At 43.4% G+C, this 18,043-nt stretch carries 7 protein-coding genes; 6 read left to right on the top strand and 1 reads right to left on the bottom strand.

All coding sequences use genetic code 11. The features are described 5' to 3' along the window. The first annotated feature begins 34 nt into the window (after positions 1-34). The 3 genes from pdxA (at position 35) to MuYL_RS03610 (ending at position 6,253) form a co-directional block, all read left to right on the top strand. A complete protein-coding gene (gene pdxA, locus MuYL_RS03620; protein WP_094569230.1) occupies positions 35-1,096 on the top strand; it encodes a 4-hydroxythreonine-4-phosphate dehydrogenase PdxA in 1,062 nt (353 codons plus the stop codon). A 439-nt stretch (positions 1,097-1,535) separates the two neighbouring features. Next, positions 1,536-4,622: a SusC/RagA family TonB-linked outer membrane protein gene (locus tag MuYL_RS03615; RefSeq protein ID WP_157740580.1), complete on the top strand. Its 3,087-nt coding sequence runs from the start codon at positions 1,536-1,538 to the stop codon at positions 4,620-4,622. A 26-nt stretch (positions 4,623-4,648) separates the two neighbouring features. After that, positions 4,649-6,253, top strand: a complete 1,605-nt coding sequence (locus MuYL_RS03610) for a RagB/SusD family nutrient uptake outer membrane protein (RefSeq protein ID WP_094569228.1) — start codon at positions 4,649-4,651, stop codon at positions 6,251-6,253. Positions 6,254-6,497: 244 nt separating this feature from the next. Here MuYL_RS03610 and MuYL_RS03605 read toward each other — a convergent pair whose 3' ends face one another. Beyond that, positions 6,498-11,150 carry a cadherin-like beta sandwich domain-containing protein gene (locus tag MuYL_RS03605; RefSeq protein ID WP_094569227.1) on the bottom strand — a complete coding sequence of 1,551 codons (4,653 nt, stop codon included), beginning with the start codon at positions 11,148-11,150 and terminating at the stop codon, positions 6,498-6,500. Between the two features lie 481 nt (positions 11,151-11,631). Between MuYL_RS03605 and MuYL_RS03600 the strand changes: the two genes are divergently transcribed. The 3 genes from MuYL_RS03600 (at position 11,632) to MuYL_RS03590 (ending at position 18,021) form a co-directional block, all read left to right on the top strand. Then, positions 11,632-12,033, top strand: coding sequence for a hypothetical protein (locus MuYL_RS03600; RefSeq protein WP_094569226.1), 402 nt, complete (start codon positions 11,632-11,634; stop codon positions 12,031-12,033). A 118-nt stretch (positions 12,034-12,151) separates the two neighbouring features. Continuing rightward, positions 12,152-14,674: a TonB-dependent receptor gene (locus tag MuYL_RS03595; protein WP_094569225.1), complete on the top strand. Its 2,523-nt coding sequence runs from the start codon at positions 12,152-12,154 to the stop codon at positions 14,672-14,674. Positions 14,675-14,901: 227 nt separating this feature from the next. After that, positions 14,902-18,021: a WD40/YVTN/BNR-like repeat-containing protein gene (locus tag MuYL_RS03590; RefSeq protein WP_094569224.1), complete on the top strand. Its 3,120-nt coding sequence runs from the start codon at positions 14,902-14,904 to the stop codon at positions 18,019-18,021. Positions 18,022-18,043: the final 22 nt, after the last annotated feature.

Raw genomic sequence — 18,043 nt, 5'->3', positions numbered from 1 at the left:
AATCATCAGCTAATCAGTGTAATCATACTTAAAAATGAGCGAGAAAATCAAAATAGGGATCAGCATAGGCGACGTAAATGGCATTGGGTTGGAAATAATTATAAAAACCCTGGCCGATAGCCGTATTTATGATTATTGCGTACCTATAGTTTACGGGCATACCAAAGTGGCATCGTTTTACCGCCGCACTACACAAATAGAGGACCTTAATTTTTTTGTGATCAATAATCCGGACGAATACAAAAAAGATCAAAGAAAGCCCAATATGATCAACTGCTGGGAAGAAGACGTAAAAATTGAACCCGGCGTTGCCAATAACGATATTGGGAAGTATGGTTTCCTATCGTTAGAGCGGGCAACTAGCGATCTTATAAACGGGCAAATTGACGCGCTGGTTACCGCACCTATTAATAAAGACAGTATCCAGAGCGAACAGTTTAACTTTCCCGGACACACCGAGTATCTACAGGATAAAGACGGCGCCGCTGAATCGTTAATGTTTTTGGTGAGCGATACTTTAAGGGTTGGTGTGGTAACGGGTCATATTCCTATTTCTAAAGTTTCAGAAAGCATTACTACCGGCAAGATCTTGTCAAAACTTAAGTTGATGGACGCCAGCCTGCGGAACGATTTCTGGATCCGCAAACCTAAAATCGCTGTTTTAGGCCTGAATCCACACGCCAGCGACAACGGCCTTATTGGCGATGAAGAACAAAAAGTAATTATCCCGGCGATTGAAGAAGCCAGGAATAATAATATTATGGCTTTCGGCCCTTATTCAGCCGATGGTTTTTTTGCTAACGGCACCTACCTGCAATTTGACGCCGTGCTTGCCATGTACCACGACCAGGGACTGATCCCGTTTAAACAAATTGCATTTGAATCCGGTGTGAATTTTACTGCCGGTTTGAATTTTGTGCGCACTTCGCCCGATCATGGTACCGCTTATGACATTGCCGGAAAAAACCTGGCATCAGAGATCTCATTCCGCGAAGCGCTGTTTACAGCCATACACATAGTAAAACACCGCCGCGAAACGCTTGAGTTGCATGAAAACCCACTGGTTTTTTCTAAACTGAGCCGCGACAGGGATTAAGAGTTACAGGCTATTATTAATTATAAAAGGCTTACTGATTATTTGGTAAGCCTTTACGCTTTCTTTATCGGGTTATTACGCTTTTAAATGCCCGGTGGCTGTAAATTGCCTTATTCCTTTACATTCTAACCATCATGCAATAACCACGCAGTTATTTCTGTCATATTTTTTTAACCCGAGCAGAATTTAGCGATATTTACATAAACAGACAGTTGTTTTACCGGAAGGCAACTTATTGCTTAGTTATTAAATAACAATTAAGCAATACATAAATTATCGATTTAATCTATCATTAATAAAACTTCCGATAAAATCAATAGAAATATAATCTTAGTGTACTTTTTAAAATTATTTAAAAAGTGTGTGCTTTTCTTTGGCTTTTTTTATAAGTTTAGCAATTATTTCTCAACCCATACTTAAATACCTAAAATCAAGATTTATGAAGATTAATTTACCACTAAAATTCTGTTGGTTATCAGCGGCGTTACTAGCCACCTGCTGTGCCAATAGTTTTGCAAGCCCTTTAAAAACTAAAGGATTATCACCAGTTGCCAGGCATGCCCAGGCTCCTGTAAAAGGGATTGTAAAAGACGCTACCGGCGAAACGCTTGTAGGCGTATCTGTATCTATTAAAGGTACTACAACGGGCACTCAAACCGACGTTAACGGCGCATTTACTTTAAATGCAAACCCTGGCGACGTATTGGTGTTTACCTATTTAGGCTATGTGAAACAAGAAATTACTGTAGGGAGTGATGCCAGTATTACAGTAACCATGCAATCTGACTCCAAACAATTATCAGAAGTAGTAGTAACTGCGTTAGGTATTTCAAGGGAGTCAAAAACCCTATCATACGGCGTGCAGACCATCAAAGGAAACCAGGTTACTGACGTTCCTGATGCCAGCCTTGTAAACAGCCTCTCTGGTAAAATTGCAGGCGCACAGATCACCAAAAGTTCATCTGGCGTAGGCGGTTCAACTAAGGTTGTTTTACGTGGTAACAAATCAATCAATGGCGATAACAACGCTTTATACGTAATTGACGGTATCCCAATGCCACGTAACTTAAGCGGTCAGATTGGCGGCGTATTTGGTGGCATGGACCGTGGTGACGGTATCGAAAACCTTAATCCCGATGATGTTGAAAGCATCAGCGTATTACCAGGTTCTTCTTCGGCAGCACTATATGGTAGCCAAGGTTCAAACGGTGTTATCCTAATTACTACTAAAAAAGGCAAAGCAGGTAAACCCCTGATTAGTTTCTCATCAAACACAACTTTTGAAAGCCCTTTTGAAATTCCAAAACTTCAAAACACCTACGGTGAAACAACAGAAGAAGGCGGTCAGCCGGTTACTTTCTCTCCACAAAGCTGGGGAGCAAAAGTTACTCCAAATAATTCTGCTGATCCTAAGGCATTTTTTAACACTGGTAAAACGTTTATTAACGCGCTTTCACTACAAACCGGAACGGAAAAAAATCAAAGCTATTTTTCTTTCGAAAGCACCAATTCAACTGGTATTATCCCAAGCAATAAGTTAGACAAATACAATTTTACAGCAAGGAACACCAGTAAGTTTTTTAATGATAAACTGACGCTTGATGTATCGGCTAACTATGTGTCTCAAACGGTTAATAACAGGCCAAACCAGGGCTACTATTACAACCCGCTTGTTTCCTTATACTTGTTCCCACGTGGAGTAGACTTTAACCAATACAAAAACAACTATGCAGTTTATGATCCTACCCGCGTATTATACAGCCAAAACTGGCCGTATGCTATCAACGACATTGCTACGCAAAACCCATATTGGATCATCAACCGTAACACTAATCAGGATCGCCTGAACCGTATATTAGGTACCGTTAGCTTAAAATATGATATCACCAGCTGGTTAAATATTGCCGGCCGGTTAAAAGTTGACAGAACTGAAGATATTTTTGAGGCACAAGAATTTGCAACCTCAAGCACAGTACTTGTAGGCCCTAAAGGCGCTTATACTTACAATCCAAGCAGCATCAACCAAACTTATGCGGATTTGATTGCCAACTTGAATAAAAAGTTCGGCAAATTTAGCCTTACTGCAAATATTGGCGGCAGCTTTCAAAACTCACAAACCCAGGGTTCAAATACCAGTGGTAACCTGTTGAATATTGCTAATGTTTTCTCAATATCTAATATTGATTACACAAGGGTACACCCAACTCAGTACGCTGACAGGCAACAGATTCAATCTGCATTTGGTACAGCTACCTTAGGCTATAACGATTACCTGTTTTTAGATGTAACCGGCAGAAATGACTGGGATTCAACGTTAGCGTTTACAAGCAAGCAAGACTTTTTCTATCCTTCAGTTGGTTTAAACCTGGTATTAAGCCAGGCTGCTAAACTTCCTGATTTCATCAGCTTTGCTAAGATCCGTGGTAACCTTACCAATGTTGGTAACGGTGCCGGTGCAATTCAATATGCTACCAACCCAAGCTACGCGGTATCAAACGGTGCTGTGAATTCTATTGGCGCTAAAGCGTTGTTAACCCTGAAACCTGAGAAAACCCGCTCTTATGAGTTAGGAACTGACCTGCGTTTCTTTAACGACAAACTGACATTTATCTTTAACGCTTACAAATCATTTACTAAAAACCAAATATACCCTATCACAGTTAGCCCTACTACCGGTTTCAGCACCTACTACTTTAACGGTGGTGATTTAGAGAACAAAGGTTTAGAGTTAACTTTAGGATACAACGCTAAATTCGGGGACTTTACCTGGAAACCAAGCTTTAACTTCTCATTAAACAGGAGCAAAGTTCTTGACGTATTGGAATACAATGACCCTGCAACAGGCAAACTGACCAGCCTTGATTATGTAAACCTTTCAGGCGATGTGTATAACTTAAGGGTACAAAAAGGTGGCGCTTATGGCGATATGTACGCGTTGGCTGCTGAAAAAGATGCCAGCGGTAATTACATTGTTGATGCAAACGGCGTCCCTATCAAATCATCAGAATATACCAAAATCGGTAACGTAAACCCTAATTTTACTGCAGGTTTGCAAAACGAATTTGCTTATAAAAGCTTCAGGTTAAGTTTCCTTATTGACGGAAAATTCGGCGGACAGGTTGTTTCCGGTACACAGGCAATCCTTGATCAGTATGGCGTTTCAGCGGCTTCGGGTGCAGCCAGAGATGCTGGTGGTGTTGTTGTTAACGGTAAAAAAGTTGACGCTAAAACTTACTATCAGACAATTGGTGGCAGAAACCCTACTGCTGACCTATATACTTACAGTGCAACTAACATCCGTTTACGCGAGCTGGTATTTGGTTACACTTTACCAGGAAGCCTGTTAAATAACAAAGTTAAAAACATTGGAATTTCTGTAGTTGCAAGAAACCTTTGGATGATCAAGAACAATGCACCGTTCGATCCGGATGCTAACCTATCTACAGCAAACGGCTTACAGGGACTTGACGTGTTCAACCTTCCAACCATCAGAAGCGTAGGCTTTAAAGTTAGCGCCCAGTTTTAATTGTTAGATTCATAAATGATATTGAAATGAAAACAAAATATTTAAATAAAAAATTCGGTGTCGCTTTAGCCCTGCTTGGGTTAGGCTTTACACTCACCCAGTCATCGTGTACAAAAAACTTCGAAAAATACAACACGAACAAGTACAATGCTACCGACTCACTGTTGAAAATTGATGGTGAAGGTTACGGTTCATTTTTGATCCCGATGCAGTTAGGTGTTGTTAACTCAACCAACTACAACTTCCAGGTACAGCAGAACCTTAACGCGGATATTTACTCAGGCTTCATGATGTCTGGCGATCCTTTTAATGGCGGCGTAAATAATACCAATTATGGTTTGGTTAGCGGCTGGAACACTGCAGCGTTTGATTTGGCCTATCCGTCGATAATGAGTAACTGGCAATCAGTTTACAAAAAAGCAGCTACAGCAGCTCCTGACTTTTTAGCCGTAGCTTACATTTTAAAAGTTGAAGGGATGCACCGTCTTACTGACATCTACGGTCCTATACCTTATGTTCAATTTGGTAAAGGTGGCCTTTCAACTCCGTATGACAGCCAGCAGGCGGTTTATAACGAATTCTTTAAAGAACTTGATATTGCTATCGCATCTTTAAAAACTTACGTTGCTGCTCACCCTGGTGCTACGCCAATGGCCGCATACGATTTAATTTATGGTGGCGATTATACAAAGTGGATAAAATTTGCCAACTCATTAAAATTGCGTTTAGCTATGCGTATTTCAATGGTTGATCCTACCACCGCAAAAACTCAGGCAGAAGCTGCCATGAACGATGCAGGTGGATTAATCACTACCAATGCTGATAACGCCTATGTAAAGGCAGCAAATGGCGTAACGTTTACCAACCCGCTTTGGTCTGTTGATTATGAATATACAGATATCAACCTTGGAGCGCCAATGGAATGTTACCTTAAAGGCTTCAATGACCCAAGGCTTCCTGCTTACTTCCTGGTAAACAAAAATGGTGAGTACCGTGGTATCCGTAATGGTGTGCCAATCAGCTCAACCAGCCAGTATGCCGATGCGAGCAACTTTAATCTTACCAACACTTCTCCTATCCGCTTTATGGCCGCATCAGAAATATATTTCCTGAAGGCTGAAGCTGCTTTACGTGGCTGGAATGCCGGCGGTACAGCGCAAAGCCTTTATGAGCAGGGTATCAATACCTCATTTGATCAAAGTGCTGTATCATCAAGTACCTATTTAAATGATGCTAAAAGCACTGAAGCGCCTTATGTTGACTTATCCAGCGCTACCAACAACGTTCCTGCAGGTTCCCCTTATTTAAGTAAGATAACTGTTAAATGGGATGAAGCGGATACTTACCAGCACAAACTGGAACGTATAATTACCCAGAAATGGTTAGGCTTATGGCCTGACGGTGAAGAAGCATGGGCTGAGTTCAGGAGAACCAACTACCCTGTTTTAATGCCTGTTGTGGTTAACAACAGCCAGGGCACCATCAGCACTACCGGCTTTATCCGAAGGTTGCCATTCTCTGCAAACGAATACAGGGATAATAAAGATGAAGTTACTAAAGCATTAAGTTTACTTAACGGCCCCGACAACGGCGGCACTCGTTTATGGTGGGATTTAGCTACCAAAAACTAATATAAAACTTGATAAACTTTAAAACGAGAAAGGCCCTTAGTAAAGGGCCTTTCTCGTTTTAAGAATTCATGTTGTGGGTTACACTACCTTACTAACGGGTTGAATATTATTGGTCTGTATTATTTTCAATGCTTACATTCATCCATTTTTGCTTTCGTGTAAAACTACACTAAAAGCCGGTGTCCTGTTTGGCATCAACTTTTAGTGCAGCGGTAATTAAAGTTCAGGTATACTTAATACATTATCAGTATTTGATGATTATAAAGCCTGATTTTCGTTTGTATTGTGTGCCGTTATAATATTCCAGCAAGTAAAAATAAGTGCCCCGCGGTTGCAGCCTGCCATTTAAGCTGGAATGTCCATCAAACACTACAGATGAATTATTGTACCCTTTCGCGTTATAAACCAGCGCTCCGCTTTGTGTAGCTATAGAAAGGCTATTATTAGGGTACGCAGCTAATCCGTCAATTAAAAGGAAATCATTTTGGCCATCGCCATTTGGGGAGATCGCCTGGTGTACCAAAATTTCATCCGTGGCTGTCTTTACACTATCTGAACCCTGCGCTGCAAGCGACAAACCCGCCACCGGACCTGCTGCCCTTGTAGCGGTAATGATATAATTTTTAACCGTAGCACCATCCTGTGCTGTTACTGTTGTTGTAATAACATTGGTTCCCACGGCCAGCGGAATGGATGGCGATGCTGCACCTGAAGCCACAGTTGTGCCGTTAACCTTAATGGTTGCGGTAGCATCCTGAACAACAGAAGTAACCGTAAGGCTGGTTTCGCTGTTGGGAACCGAGGTGGTATAGTTTTTATATCCGGGCCCTGTTACGGTTGTAAGCGCGGTACTTGGGCTTATCTTTAAGCTCGATAGCAGGGCATTGGTTGATAAGCCTGCTGCTGACCGTGTTACTGTTAATGTGTATGTTTTAACAGTGGTTCCGTCTGAGGCCGTTACAACGGTATTAATTACATTATCACCAACACTTAACGGAACACTTGCTGATGCTACTCCTGACGCGGTTGTAGTTCCGTTAACTTTTATAGCAGCATCACCGGCAGTAGCTGTTGGGGTTAGTTTAATTGATGTTGTTGCATTGGGTACACGCAAAGTATAAGCCGTTGTTAAAGTTGCAAATACCGGGTTGAGCGCACCTGCATTGGTTATAAGGTTAGCAAGCGTAGCAATGGATGATGTAGCCCTTGTAGCGGTAATGATATAATTTTTAACGGTAGCTCCGTCCTGTGCCGTTACCACAACGGTAATAACATTGGCGCCTGCGGCCAGCGGAATGGATGGCGATGCAGCGCCTGAAGCTACAGTTGTGCCGTTAACCTTAATGGTTGCCGTAGCATCCTGAAGAACTGCAGTAACGGTAAGGCTGGTCTCACTGTTAGGAACCGATGTGGCATAGTTTTTATATCCGGGCCCGGTTACCGTAGTAAGAGCAGTACTTGGGGTTATCTTTAAGCTCGATAAAAGGGCATTGGTTGATAAGCCCGCGGCTGATCGTGTTACTGTTAATGTGTATGTTTTAACGGTAGTGCCATCTGCCGCTGTTACCACCGTATTGATCATATTATCACCTGCATTTAACGGAATACTTGGTGATGCGACTCCTGATGCAACTACCGTTCCGTTAACCGTTATAGTCGCGTCGTTGGCGGTAGCTGTTGGCGTTAGCTTAATAGATGCTGTTGCATTGGGTACGCGCAAAGTGTACGCGGTGGTTAATGTTGCAAATGCCGGGTTAAGCGCGCCTGCATTGGTGGTAAGGTTGGCAAGCGTAGCGATTGACGAAGCCGATTTTCTTGTGGCGGTAATGATGTAATTTTTAACGGTGGTACCATCCTGTGCTGTTACCGCTACAGTAATTACGTTAGCTCCCACTGTAAGCGGAACTGCTGGTGATGCTATGCCCGAGGCTACCGTTGTTCCGTTTACTTTAATGGTTGCCGTAGCATCCTGAACCACTGAAGTAACGGTAAGGCTGGTTTCGCTGTTCGGAACGGTTGTGGTATAATTTTTATATCCGGGCCCGGTTACGGTAGCTAGAGCGGTACTTGGGGTTATCTTAAGGCTTGTTAAAAGGGCATTGTTTGACAGTCGGGTTACGATCACCGCGTAAGTTTTGTTAACCGTTCCATCGGCCGACGTTACAACCGTATTAATTGTGTTTGGGCCAACAGCCAGCGTCAGGTTTGCTGATGCGGTACCAGAGGCAACGGCTGTGTTATTTACTTTTATTGTTGCGCCGGGTGCATTAGCCGTTGGTGTTATACTAATTGATGTTGTTGCATTGGGCACACTTGCCGTATAGCTGGAAGTTGAAGAAGCAAATACCGGTGATAAGGTGCCGTGATTAAGCGCCAGGTTTGAAAGCGTGGCGTCGGTTGCGGCATTTGATATAACAGGCAGCGTGGTGGTAAATAAACCACGCCCATGGGTTGCTGCAGCTAACGTGCGGTCGGAGGCACGGAATTTTAACATGTCAACTTCAACGTTTGCCAGCCCGGAGTTTGTGGGCGACCAAACCGTAGAGCTGCTGTTAAGTTTATCCGTTGTCCATACCCCCAGTTCGGTAGCTATGATAGCCCTCGTCGAGTCTCCGGGATAAAACATCGCCCATCGAACGGGCATATCAGGCAGGTTCCCCTCTACCAATGTCCAAACTGGTGTAACCGCAGTGGCATTTTTTGTTTCGTAAACACTTGGGTATCCATAATTGAAGTAGGATACCAAAAGATGATCTTCTGAAGAAGGGTCAACAGCAACACACGAAACTGAACCTGTGCCGTATCCGCTTGGCGACAAAACAGTGCCAGCAATACTTGTTCCGGTATTTGCATTATCAACTACGGCCACTTTGCCGTTATCCAGCCCGAAATATACCCTGTTAAGTGTTTTTGGGGCAACGGTAACCGATGTTACATTTGCACCGCTAAAAGCAGTAACGGCTACATCCGAAGTACTGGTGCCTGCTGTAATATTGTTCCACCGGAAGTAACTTCCTGATGCATCGCCCGAATACAGATTTTTTGAATTGGAATCATAGTCTGACGGATTTATAAAACCACCCGTATTTCCTAAAAAATGCTGGATGAAATTTACCCCATTATCAGTTGACACCCAAAAGTTGTTATAAACATATGAGGTTAGCTGTATGTTACCATTCGTCTGATCTATAAAAGCGTTCCCGCCGTCACCGCCGGTAGCCTCGGCGGTGGCATTTATCCCCGCAGTGGTGTATTGCTGCGTGCCATTGTCCTGCGCGCCTGCAAGGAAATAATTGGTATTTGTAGGATGCACTGCAACAGAATAAAATTGGGTAACGTTATAGCCGTTATTCCTGTCGGCAAATGAAGGATGCGCGGCAGTGGCGGTTGACGTATAAAAAATACCACCATCGGTTCCCATCAAAAACCTGCCGGCCGAACCTGGTGCATATACATAAGCATGATGGTCGGCATGCACATATTGGTCAGCATTTAAGCCGCTTACTTCACCAACATACCATTGTGTTTGAACCGCCCAGGTAGTGCCGCCATCAATTGATCGCCCACCATCCAAACTGCCGGCGTAAACCACATTGGCGTTGGTGGGGTCAACAGCTGCCGCGATGGAATACCATGCCTGGCCGTTGTTAAATGTGCTGCCTGTAGGAACGGTCTTAACCGCCCAGGTATTAGTAGCTTTATTGTATCGCTGAAAAGAAGTAAGGCTGTAACTATTAGTCCCTTCAAATAAAGCGTAAACGGTATTAGCGTCACCGGGCGCGCAAGCAAGCTTAATACGCCACCAGCTGGTAGTTGAAGGCGTAATGGTACCCGATGTGCCAGGAGTGATATTGGTCCATGTTCCTGAATTTCCTGTGGCTGCGCCATTAACCGCAAAATCAGAAATATAAATATGCCCTGCACTGAAAACCCCGTCACTGGCGTACACATCACCATTGGCAGCCAACTGAACGTCTGCAGCACCGGTTGTTGATATTGCGGTACTCCAGGAAGAACCGCCGTCGCCTGATTTCATTATTCCAAAATCACGAGCCGCCAGGTACACACTGCCGTTTTTATCAACCGCAATTGCATTTATGTTGGTGTAAAACGAAGTACTTGTCAGCCTGGTCCAGCTTGCACCGCCGTCAGTGCTTTTCCAAACCCCCAAACCCTGTATGGCATCACCATTATAATATCCTTCGCCGGTGCCTGCATAAATCACCTGTGGGTTAACAGGATTTTGCGCAATGCAACTGATGGCAATATTCTCAAAAAAGTCATTTATTTTGGTCCATGATACGGGAGATGCAGTAATATCATTTGTAACCCATAAACCACCGCCTACGCCACCAGCAAATACTTTTTTATAGCCATTCGCGGCATCGCCTAAATCAAACATCAGGGCCCTGGTACGGCCGCCTACATTGCTTGGGCCACGTTCACTCCATGTAATTCCGCTTATAGAAGCAATTGGAGCAATAGCGCCTGGTTTATTTGCAGATTTTATAAGGTTAGCACGTTGTGTCACCAATCTATCCTTAATCCTTCGGGCCTGTATCAACCTTTCAGTCGGCACTACATTAATTGACGGGTCCTTTGTCCGGGCCGTTTCCTGGTCCTGGCGGCCGCTTATATCATCATCCACGCCATCTTCAGGATGCTTTTTATCTTTATCAAAGTCCTTATCTTTTATATTAGCTCTATCACGTTCAACAACTACCTTTTTCGCTTTTGAAACCTGCCGTGGGGTATCAGCAACACTTGAATTATCAGTAGTCAGCAAAAAATTTTTCAATAAAACTTCTCGTTTTGCAGCAATAGCATTTTGGATAAACACACCAAAAAGCAAAACCAATAAAGTTTTGCCAAATACTTTTAAGTAAAATGTTTTCATGAGGGGGTGAAGGTTTGTTATTATTCAGTTAATAAAATGCAAAAAAAATTAGCGTAATAAATCAGGAGTTTGTGTTAAAACGGTGGTAATAGGACCTTACGGATTTTCAGTTTAAATATATACATATATATTAATTATTAAAACAAGATATTTTAAATAATTAGCTTTATTAAAAAGGTTTAAAAATCACAGACTAATGTTATCCAGTGGTTTAGCCAGCCGATACAGATAGAGTTGCGTTTTTTTTGCGGGTATTTGCTATAATAATAATTGATAATATCTCCCTGCATTAGGGCGGATTTTAAAATCATAATGTTATATTTACAATGCTGCTTGTACCATTAATCACAATTTTATCAAAACAACGTTTTCCATATTTTTAATCGCATTAATTGGGTATTTCTCATTCGGCGCGTCGTTATTTTATTGGGCAGAAATTCAGCTCTGTAAAATAAACGCGGAGCGGTACCTTGATAATGACTTGGAAACTGCTGGCCAAAAGTTCATTTTATTTTCATCGGATAGCAAAGGGTTTAAGCTGGTTGATGATGACGAAATACTTGCCAACGGCAAAATGTATGATATTGTTAAAACAAGTAAAGCTAATGGAGTAACATCGTATTATACCTGTGCTGACGCCGATGAGGACGCTTTGGTAAATAAGCTTACCCATGTTGAAAAGAGTAATGCCACGGGAAAATTACTGGTTGGTAAGACTATTAAAATATATGCGGCGAAATATTTCGCCTCGGGAAAGAACCATCAACACTTATATTTTTCTTTAAACCTCCCGGCCCGTGCACCATTCCCGGAATCCGCTTTTTTATATGATTTCCTTTTTAAGGACATCTATGCCCCACCACCAGATTGTTTGGTTTCCTGATTCCCTTTAGCGCGTCTAAACACTCATTACTTTTAAAATAGCAATGACGCTCATTTCCTGCAGGTGAGCCTGGTCGTAATTTGATTTTATCAATGTAATTTCTACTAAATTTTTACGAATGAAAATACCTGTTACATTTAAATATATTTTATCTGTTTATCTGTTAGTAATGGTTCATGCAATTGCTGAGGCTCAAAGCTCCATTAGCGGAAAAATAACAGATAGCAAAAGTCATTCCGGTCTGGCCGGCGCCACGGTGCGTATTCCTGATCTTAATATTTCGTCCATTTCCGATTCTCTTGGCAACTATCGCCTAAAAAATATTAGCCATGCTGCTTACCTGGTAGAGGTTAAAATAATAGGATATGCTACCCACATTGAAACGGTTGATATAAAAGGCGATGTAAAGAAAGATTACGCGCTTGCGCCTTCTGCAACGGTACTGAACGAGGTGGTGGTAACCGGAGTTAGTTCTGCAACCGACAAACAGAAGACACCTATACCATTAGCTACAGTAAGCAATTCAGAACTGCTTCAAAATTCATCGAGCAATGTAATTGATGCCATTACCAAAACACCCGGTGTTTCGGGGATGACAAACGGACCCAGCATTTCAAAACCTGTTATCCGCGGTTTGGGCTATAATCGGGTACTTACCATAAATGATGGCGTGCAGCAGGTGGATCAGGCATGGTTTGACGAATTTGGGATCGAGGCTGATGGCAATGCTGTAAATCGTTATGAAATTTTAAAAGGCCCCGGCTCGCTGGCTTATGGTTCTGACGCTATAGCTGGTGTAATAAACCTGATCCCGGAAGCTGCCTTGCCGGAAGGGCAAACAAAAGGTGATGTACTTTTCAATTATCAGACCAACAACGGGCTTATAAATAATATGTTTCACCTGGCGGGCACAAAAAATGGGATTGCCTGGAGTGCGCGGATAGATAATACCATGGCACATGCTTACCGCAATAAGTATGACGGATATGTATTGAACTCTCAATTCAGCAATTTTAATGCAGATGCAACTATTGGCATCCACCGTAAATGGGGATATTCACAACTACATGCAAGTTATTTCGATTTGCGGACCGGTATAGTAGATGGAACGCGGGATTCGCTTAGCGGCAAAATGGTTAGGCCGGTTTCGTACCCCGACCTGAACGGAGGCGAGCCTACCTACGTTTTGCCAACTCACCAGGAACAAACCACTTATACCCCTTTTGTTATCAACCAAAAAATACGGCATACAAAAGTTGTATGGGATAACAATATTGCCGCCGGCAGCGGCCGCATTAAAGGAATATTTTCGTGGCAAAAAAACCAGCGCCAGGAAAATAACGACCCAACTATCCCGGATGTTTCTGATATCTATTACAGTTCAAACGCTGCTACTTATGATGTACGTTATGTGTCATCGCAGGAAGGTACGTTTAATTATACCGGGGGTGTAAACGGGGTTTATCAATCATCGCAAAGCCTGGGTACGCTTTTGCTGATCCCTAATTATAACTTTTTTGAAATTGGCGCCTTTGCTATCGCCAATAAAAAAATCGGTAACCTTAACCTGAGCGGCGGCATTCGCTATGATACCCGTACATTTAACGGGATCGACCATTGGGTTGATTCCACTACGCAGGCGCCGGTAGCCCCGAATGCCGAAAACGCGTTTCACGAGTTCCAGGGATTTAAATCTCATTTTAACGGGATCTCATTTAGCGTTGGCGGTGCCTACAATTTTTCGAAAAATGTGTTTTTAAAAGCAAATTTATCAAGAGGGTGGCGCGCGCCAAATGTTGCCGAGGCAGCCGCAAACGGCGTACACGATGGTACTGTAGTTTATGAAATTGGCGACCATGACATCAAGCCCGAAACCAGTCTTGAAGAAGATATTGCGTTTGGGGTAAATTCGAAGGACGTAGACTTTGAAATTGATCTATTCAATAACCGGATCAGCAATTTTATTTACGCAAGGGGCCTTAAAGATGCTTTGGGCGCCGATTCGATTAATAATTCGTTAAACGCAGTTGGCTTAGGCGCTGCGCCTGTTTATAAATACACTAACGGGACGGCGCAACTGTACGGCGGCGAGGTTGCTTTTAATATCCATCCATCGTCGATATCATGGGTGGAGTTAAACACCACATTCAGTTATGTGTACGGACATTTGGTTAACGCACCCGACTCAACCAAATATTTGCCATTTGTTCCGCCAACACGAATTACCGCCGACTTGAAGTTCCCGGTTACCAAAATAGGCAACTTTATAAAGAACGCTTATTTTAAAGCGGGGATGCTAACCTGTTTCCAGCAAAACGATGTGTATCGCCAGTATGCTATTTACAGCGGGTTAAATACAGCGTTAACACCTTACGAATACGCTGCAAGTACTTCTGCTACTAAAGGTTATGTGTTGTTCAATGCAGGCGCAGGCGGTGATATTGTATCAAAAGGTAAAACTATTTGCAGCTTGTATCTGATCTGCAACAACATTTTTAACACCGCGTATATCGATTATATGAGCCGCTTTAAATACCTGCCGGTAAACTACACCACCGGCAGGGTTGGTGTCTATAATATGGGACGAAATTTGAGCATAAAGCTGTTGATCCCTTTAAATTTTTCAGGTAGCCATATTTAAACCCGTATAATGGGTTTGGGCTCCCGGATAAGCTTATGCCGCTTGTAAGGCCATTTCTACCGATTGGGGAAATGGCCTCCTGCCAATCATTTAACAGGCATTTTTGCCAGGTTGAGTTTTCTTTTTTGACGGCTTTAAATTGGTACCGGTATATGGTTGTTTTTATTAAATTTGGTTGATAAACAAACAGATATATCGTACTAACCTGTCAATTAAATTATAAGCATATGAGGTTTCCAAATCCCCTTAAACGCCTTTTGCTGGCTGCCACGCTTTTATTTTTTCTATGCTCTGTCGATAAAATTAAAGCACAAATAATAAACCCGTCGGCATTCAATATGCTGCAATGGCGCATGATTGGGCCGCACCGTGGTGGAAGAACGGTAGGCGCAACTGGTGTTGTTCAGCAACCTAACGTTTTTTACATTGGAGTAAACAATGGCGGTGTTTGGAAAACAACAGACTTTGGCCGCACCTGGCAACCGGTGTTTGACGAGCAGCCCACCGGCTCCATCGGCGACGTGGCCGTAGCCCCCTCAAATCCCGGCGTGATATACGCGGGCAGCGGCGAAGGTATCCAAAGACCTGACCTTTCAGTAGGCGATGGCATTTATAAGTCGGCCGATTCAGGTAAAACGTGGGTTAATACAGGATTAAAGGACGCGCAGCAAATTGGCGGGCTGGCCATTGATCCCAGGAACGAGAACAAGGTTTTTGTGGCGGCTTTAGGGCATCCTTATGGCCCAAATTCTGAAAGGGGGGTGTACCGGACAACGGATGGCGGTAAAACCTGGGAAAGAGTATTATACAAAGACGAAAATACGGGTGCTATACAGGTGACGATCGACCCCAATAATCCGGATATTATTTACGCCGATATGTGGGCCGGGCGACAGGGTCCATGGGAAAACGGGGAGTGGGAAGGCACAGAAAGCGGTTTGTTCAAATCTACTGATGGCGGCACTACTTGGAAAAAATTAACTGCTGGCCTGCCAACCATTACCGATGGTTTGGGGCGAATTGGTTTTTGCATTGCTACAAGTAATTCAAATCGGATGTATGCCTGCGTTGATGCAGCAAAAGGAGGCGGTTTATACCGCTCGGATGATGGCGGTGAATCATGGAAAGAGCAAAGCACAGATATCCGGTTATGGGAGCGGGGCGATGATTTCGCCGAGTGTAAAGTTGATCCTAAAAATGAAGATATTGTTTATATAGCTAATGTTGTTACCTGGAAATCGCTTGATGGCGGAAAAAACTGGAAAGCCATCAGGGGAGCTCCCGGGGGCGATGATTACCATCGTTTGTGGATCAATCCCCAGCATCCCGAAATAATTTTGCTGGCAAGCGATCAGGGTGCTGAAATTACCGTAAACGGGGGCCAAACGTGGAGCTCATGGTATAACCAGCCTACTGCACAGTTTTATCATGTAAGTACCGATAACGCTTTTCCATATAACGTGTACGGCGGGCAGCAGGAAAGCGGCTCAATAGGCATTGCCAGCAGGGGAAACGACGGCCAGATTACCTTCAGGGAATGGCATACAGTAGGTGCGGAAGAGTATGGTTACGTAGCTGCGGATCCGCTTGATCCGAATATTATTTATGGCGGCAAGCTTACCAGGTTCGACAAGCGTACGGGGCAGGTGCAAAATATAGCGCCCGAGGTTAGCAGAACGGGGAAATACCGGTTTGTACGCACAGCGCCTGTTGTTTTTTCGCCTGTAGATCAGAAGACGCTGTTTTTCGCCGGAAACGTATTGTTTAAAACCTTAACCGGCGGCAACTCATGGCAGGTTATCAGCCCCGACCTAACCCGCACCACCTGGGATGTTCCTGCAAGCGTAGGCATCTATACCAGTGAAAAATTAAAGCAAATGCCGCAGCGTGGGGTAATTTACACCGTAGCCCCGTCCAACAAAAACATAAGCACCATTTGGGCCGGTACCGACGACGGCCTTATACAGCTTACTAATGATGGTGGTAAAACCTGGAAAAACATTACCCCACCCGAAGTTACATCATGGAACAAGGTTTCGTTAATTGACGCAGGACATTTTGATAATCAGACCGCTTATGCGGCTATTAACAAGATCAGGCTGGATGACATGAACCCTTACATCTATAAAACACACGACGGCGGTAAAACCTGGAAAAAGATTGTTACCGGTTTGCCTCCCGATCCGGTTAACGCTGTACGGGAAGACCCAATATGTAAAGGTTTGTTATTTGCTGGCACAGAAAGAATGGTTTATGTTTCGTTTAACGATGGCGAATACTGGCAGCCTTTAAGGTTTAATATGCCTGCCACCTCTATTCGCGACCTCGTAATAAAAGGCAACGACCTGGTTGTAGCAACCCATGGGCGGTCTTTTTGGATATTGGATGATATAGCTGCGCTGCGAAACCTTGCTAAAATAAAGGATGCCAGCCAGACAACGTTATACCAAACCAGTGAATTTTACCGGGTGCGATGGAATATGAATACCGATACGCCGCTACCACAAGAAGAACCAGCCGGGCAAAACCCGCCTGATGGTGCAATTATTGACTATTATTTAAAGGATAATGCAAAGGCTGTAATTAGCCTCGAGATATTGGATGCAACCGGGAAACTAATGCGGGTTTATAAAAGTGATGACAAACCTTATGACGTGCCCCCGGTAAATATCCCCTTGTACTGGATCAGGCCGCAGCAAATACTCGCTACTGAAAAGGGTTCGCATCGGTTTGTATGGGACCTGCATACCCAGCCGCTTGACTTACCACCGGGCTATCCAATTGCCGCAATTTACGGGCAAACAGCGCCGGTGCCAACTTCACCATGGGTAATGCCTGGAAATTATACGATAAAATTAACAGTCGATGGAAAATCATACACACAGCCACTTACCGTTAAAATTGACCCGCGGGTAAAAACACCCCTGGCGCAGTTACAAAGGCAATATGATTTTTCTGATAAATGCTACCGGCATTTAAAAACCGTAATGGTAACAATGGAAAAGTTAAACAGCTTACATGAACAGATTAATAAACTATTGCCAAACGCGAGCGGCGAGTTGGCAGTTGCACTTAAAAAAACAAATGCCGATGCGCTAAAAATTGAAAATGGTACGGTGGGAACTAAAGTTGAAAATTTTAATAGCTTACGCAGCAGCCTTGGCGGACTAATGAATTTATTGCAGGAAAGCGAAATGCCTGTTACTACTCAAGCCGCCGGTGCTGTTAACCAGGCAGATAGTTATTTCAACAACTTAAATTTAAAATATAATGAAATTACCGGCAATAATTTAAAAGCTTTAAATGTGCAATTGGCCCGGGCAGGAGTGAAAGAAATTAGTTTATAGGTATTTTCCGGGAAGAGGGGTC

The organism is Mucilaginibacter xinganensis (assembly GCF_002257585.1).
Taxonomy (GTDB): domain Bacteria; phylum Bacteroidota; class Bacteroidia; order Sphingobacteriales; family Sphingobacteriaceae; genus Mucilaginibacter; species Mucilaginibacter xinganensis.
The sequence above is the reverse complement of the archived record's forward strand: the minus strand, read 5'-3'. Positions and strand labels throughout refer to the sequence as shown.